We start from the raw sequence: 4,251 nt of genomic DNA on the forward strand, positions 1-4,251 counted from the left end.
GGCGGTCCGCGTCGGTGTCCCGCGGCCCATCCTGGCGCTGCTGCAGCCGCGGGAGGAGACTTCGCCGCCGGGCGCGCTCGACGTCGTCGAGTCCGGCGTGCTGGCCGCCCACGGCGTCGAGGCGGTGATCGGCGCGCACGTCCAGCCGCGGATCGCGCACGGCGTCGTCGCCGCGGTGCCGGGCCCGGTGAACGCGTCCACCGACGAGTTCGAGGTGACGCTGGAGGGTCAGGGCGGTCACGCCGGCTACCCGCACCTGCTGCGCGACCCGATCCTGGCGCTGGCGCAGCTGGTCGTGAGCCTGCAGCAGCTCGCGTCGCGGCGGATCGACCCGGTGTTCGGCGCGGTCTGCTCGATCGGACGGATTCAGGCCGGCACGGCGGCCAATGTCGTCCCGAACAGCGCGACCGCGTTCGGCTCGCTGCGGGTGATGCGCGAAAAGGACCGTGAGAAGGCGCTCCGGGATCTCGCGGACATCGTGCACGGCACCGCGAAGGCGTACGGCTGCACCGCCGAGCTGGAGATCAGCCCCTGCGAGCCGGTGCTGGACAACGACGCCGGGCTGGCGGTGGGCGCGCAGGGCTGGCTCCGGCACGCCGGCTTCGGCGTCGACGACAAGTTCCGGTCGTTCGGCGCCGACGATTTCGCCCACTACTGCGGCGGCGCGACCCGCGGCCTGATGCTGTTCGTCGGCCTCGGCGACACCGCGGGCGTGCCCAGCCTGCACGACGAACGCTTCCTCCCGCGTGACGAAGCCGTCACCCAGGTCGCGCACGCGCTGGTGGCGGGGTACCTGGCCGCCTTGGATGCTCCGGCGCCTTAGCGCTACGGTGGCCGCGTGATGAGCGCCTACCTCGCGACGATCCCCAGTCCCGACCGGGGGGTCTGGCACCTGGGACCGATCCCGCTCCGCGCGTACGCCCTGTGCATCATCGCCGGCATCATCGTGGCGATCTGGTGGGGCGAGCGGCGCTGGGCGGCCCGTGGCGGCACCAAGGGCACGGTGATCGACGTCGCGGTGTTCGCGGTGCCGTTCGGCCTGGTCGGCGGCCGGTTGTACCACGTGATCACCGACCCCGAGCTGTACTTCACCGAGGGCAAGAACCCCTGGAACGCGTTCGCGATCTGGGACGGCGGCCTCGGCATCTGGGGCGCCATCGCCCTCGGCGCGGTCGGCGCGCTCATCGCCTGCCGCCGCAAAGGCATCCCGCTGCCGGCGATGGCGGACGCGATCGCCCCGGGCATCGTCGTCGCGCAGGCCATCGGCCGCATCGGCAACTACTTCAACCAGGAGCTCTACGGCGCGCACACCGACCTGCCGTGGGGCCTGGAGGTCTACCAGCGCTTCAACCCGGAGGACCCGGACAACCTGCTCAACGGCGTCGCGACGGGGCACATCCCGCTGCCGGAGAGCCCGGTGCACCCGACCTTCCTGTACGAGCTGATCTGGAACCTGCTGGTCGCGCTGCTGGTCGTCTGGGCGGACCGCAAGTTCAAGCTCGGCCACGGGCGGGCGTTCGCGCTGTACGTCGCGGGCTACACGGTGGGCCGCGGCTGGATCGAGATGATGCGGACCGACACCGCGAACCACATCCTCGGCCTGCGGGTGAACGTGTGGACGTCGATCCTGCTGTTCGTCGCGGCGGTGGTGTACTTCGTGCTCGCCGGCAAGCGGGGGCCGCGGGAGCTGCCGGAGACGCTGGTGAGCAAGGACGCGCCCGGCCCGGACGAGACCCCCGTGACCGCCGAGGAGCCGGAGCACGCGAAGGTGACGGCCGACGCCCCCGAGACGCCGGCCTCGGAGGACGCACCGGCCGAGGAACCGAAGAAGACCGGCGACAGCTGAGGGATGCCCCGTAACCGACGTCCGCAGGACCGGGAAGAGAAGCGCGGTGAGATCGTCGCCGCGGCCACCCGGTTGTTCGTGGACGAAGGCTACGACCCCACGACGGTGGCGCGGATCGGGCGCGAGGCGGGGGTGACCTCCAACACCGTCTACTGGTACTTCAAGGACAAGGACGAGGTACTGGTCGCCGTTCTGGACGCGCTGTTCGCGCGGTTCCTGGCCGGCGTGGCGGAACGCTCGGCCGGATCGCCGGTCGAGCAGCTGTTGTGGGCGGTCACCGAGTTGCGCCGGGTCGACCGGCTGATCACGACGGTGCACGCCAGGGTCGCGGCATCGGAGTCGCTGCGGGTGTGGCACGACGGCTTCCACGCGCAGGTGGAGGCGATCCTGCGGTGGCACTTGGCCGCGTTGGGCGTGCCGGAGACCGAGCGGGACGCGATGACCCGGATCGGGGTGTTCGTCGTCGAAGGGATGCTGACCCACGCGGGCGACGACGCGGGCGATCGCGCCGTCGTCGAGACGTTGGTGCGCAGTGCCCGCGGCATCGCCGCCGTGCCGGCTACCGGTCCGCCGCGGCCGTGAACCGCGCCGCGAGGAACCGGATCTGGTCCGCGACGGCACGCTCGAACAGGTCGCCGACGTAGATGTCGAAGTGGTCACCGTCGTAGTGGTTGACCTGGACGTGGTCCTGCCCGGCCGCAAGGCGGGCCGTGGTGCGTGCGGGCGCGGCGCGGTCGTCGTCGCACACGCACACCAGGGTCGCCGCGGCGATCTTGCGCATGTCTTTGCCGGGCCGGTACAGCGGTAACCGCAACGCGAGCCGGGCCGCGATCGCGTTGGCGCTGTCGCCGCCACCGTCCGGGCCCGTCATGACACCCCAGATCGTGTCGCGGCCGACAGCGGTGTCGCCGGGGCGGAACGGCGGCCCGCCCGTCTCGACGGTCGCCGACAATCCCTTGCCCACGGCCGGGATCCGGGTGAGGACCCCGGCGGTGCGAGGCGAGAGCCGGGACCCCGCCGGGATCAGCTTGGACGCCGCGGTGATCGCGGTGGGCGACACCAGGAAGGCGGGCATCCACCACAGACCGACCACCGGAGCCAGCACGGGCTTCGCGCCGAAAACCGACCCGACGACATCGAGCACGGCGGCGATGACCAGCGCGGCCATGCTCACCGGGCCGGCCCGGAACCGGGAGAGCAACGACGCCGGCCCGTCGGTGAACGGGCACTGGGCCACCACCGCGGCCAGGTCGTGGTCCTCGCTCGCGATGCGCAGCACGTGCCCGCCGCCGAACGAGGTTCCCCACACCGCGATCCGGTCCGGGTCGACCTCCGGGAGGGACCGGCCGTAGGCCAGTGCGGCCCGCCAGTCGTCGAGCTGGTCGCCGATGTCGAGCAACTGCCGCGGAGATCCTTCGCTGGCCCCCAGGTACCGGTAGTCGAACACGAGCACCATCCACCCCTGGGCGGCGAACCGCTCCGCGAACGCGTCCAGCCGCCACTCCCGCACCGCGCCCAGCCCGTGCGCCATGACCACCAACGGCCGAGGCCCGCCTTCCGTCGCCGGCGTGTACAGCCACGCCGCGCACCGCACGCCCCCGGACTCGAACCACACGTCCCGCCGCACCGAAGTTTCCATCGCCTGCCTCAAGTAAGCCCTCTTGACTCACAATCAAGAGCCGGTGGACGCGAAGGCTAGAAGCCTCTTGATTGGAAGTCAAGAAATGACCGGGCGCCGCCCTGCCAGGCGGGGCAGGTCAGCCGAGGTCGGGCAGGCCCAGCTCCAGGTTGGGGGCCTGCAACCCGCCGTCGACCTCGAGGATCTTGCCGGTGATGTACCCGCCGGCCCGCGAGGCCAGGAAGACCACCGTCGCCGCGATGTCCTCCGCTTCGCCGATCCGGTGCAGCGGGGTCGCCGACTCCATCTTGGCCTTCAGCTCCGGGTTGCCCACCACGATCTCCAGCGCCGACGTCGCCACCGAGCCCACCGAGATCGCGTTCACCCGGACCTTCGGGGCCAGGTCGGCGGCCGCCAGGCGGGTGTAGTGGGCCAGGGCCGCCTTCGCCGTGCCGTACGCCGCGAAGCCGCGGCCCGAGACGCGGCCCATCACCGACGAGATGTTGACGACCGAGCCGCCCGTCTCCAGCAGGGCGGGGGCCGCCGCCGCGGTCAGGGCGTGCGCGGTCGCCACGTTGAAGCGGAACGCTTCCTCCAGGAACTCCGCGGTGGTCTCGAGCAGGGGCCGCGGGTAGGTACCGCCGACGTTGTTGACCACGAGGTCGAGGCGCCCGAACTCCGCCACCGCCGTGGCGGCCAGCGCGGCCGCGGCGTCGGGGGAGGAGAGGTCGCCGGGGACGGGCACCGCGCGGCGCCCGGCCGCCGAGACGCGCGAGGCGACTTCGTC

The 4,251-nt window shown here is 72.3% G+C and carries 5 protein-coding genes; 3 read left to right on the forward strand and 2 right to left on the reverse strand.

The features are described 5' to 3' along the window. The 3 genes from G3I65_RS18545 to G3I65_RS18555 form a co-directional block, all read left to right on the forward strand. A partial coding sequence (locus G3I65_RS18545; protein WP_160697226.1) for a M20 family metallopeptidase occupies window positions 1-823 on the forward strand: 823 nt, incomplete at its 5' end. A gap of 18 nt (window positions 824-841) precedes the next feature. Further along, on the forward strand, window positions 842-1,846 hold the full coding sequence (gene lgt, locus G3I65_RS18550) for a prolipoprotein diacylglyceryl transferase (RefSeq protein WP_166640265.1): 1,005 nt from the start codon (window positions 842-844) through the stop codon (window positions 1,844-1,846). Window positions 1,847-1,849: 3 nt separating this feature from the next. Then, window positions 1,850-2,428: a TetR/AcrR family transcriptional regulator gene (locus tag G3I65_RS18555; protein WP_160697228.1), complete on the forward strand. Its 579-nt coding sequence runs from the start codon at window positions 1,850-1,852 to the stop codon at window positions 2,426-2,428. Here G3I65_RS18555 and G3I65_RS18560 read toward each other — a convergent pair. Then, window positions 2,406-3,473: an alpha/beta fold hydrolase gene (locus G3I65_RS18560; RefSeq protein WP_309235548.1), complete on the reverse strand. Its 1,068-nt coding sequence runs from the start codon at window positions 3,471-3,473 to the stop codon at window positions 2,406-2,408. The genes G3I65_RS18555 and G3I65_RS18560 overlap by 23 nt on opposite strands. A 130-nt stretch (window positions 3,474-3,603) precedes the next feature. Further along, on the reverse strand, window positions 3,604-4,251 hold a 648-nt coding region (locus tag G3I65_RS18565; protein ID WP_160697230.1), incomplete at its 5' end, for an SDR family oxidoreductase.

Source organism: Amycolatopsis sp. SID8362 (assembly GCF_010550475.1).
Classification (GTDB): Bacteria; Actinomycetota; Actinomycetes; order Mycobacteriales; family Pseudonocardiaceae; genus Amycolatopsis; species Amycolatopsis eburnea.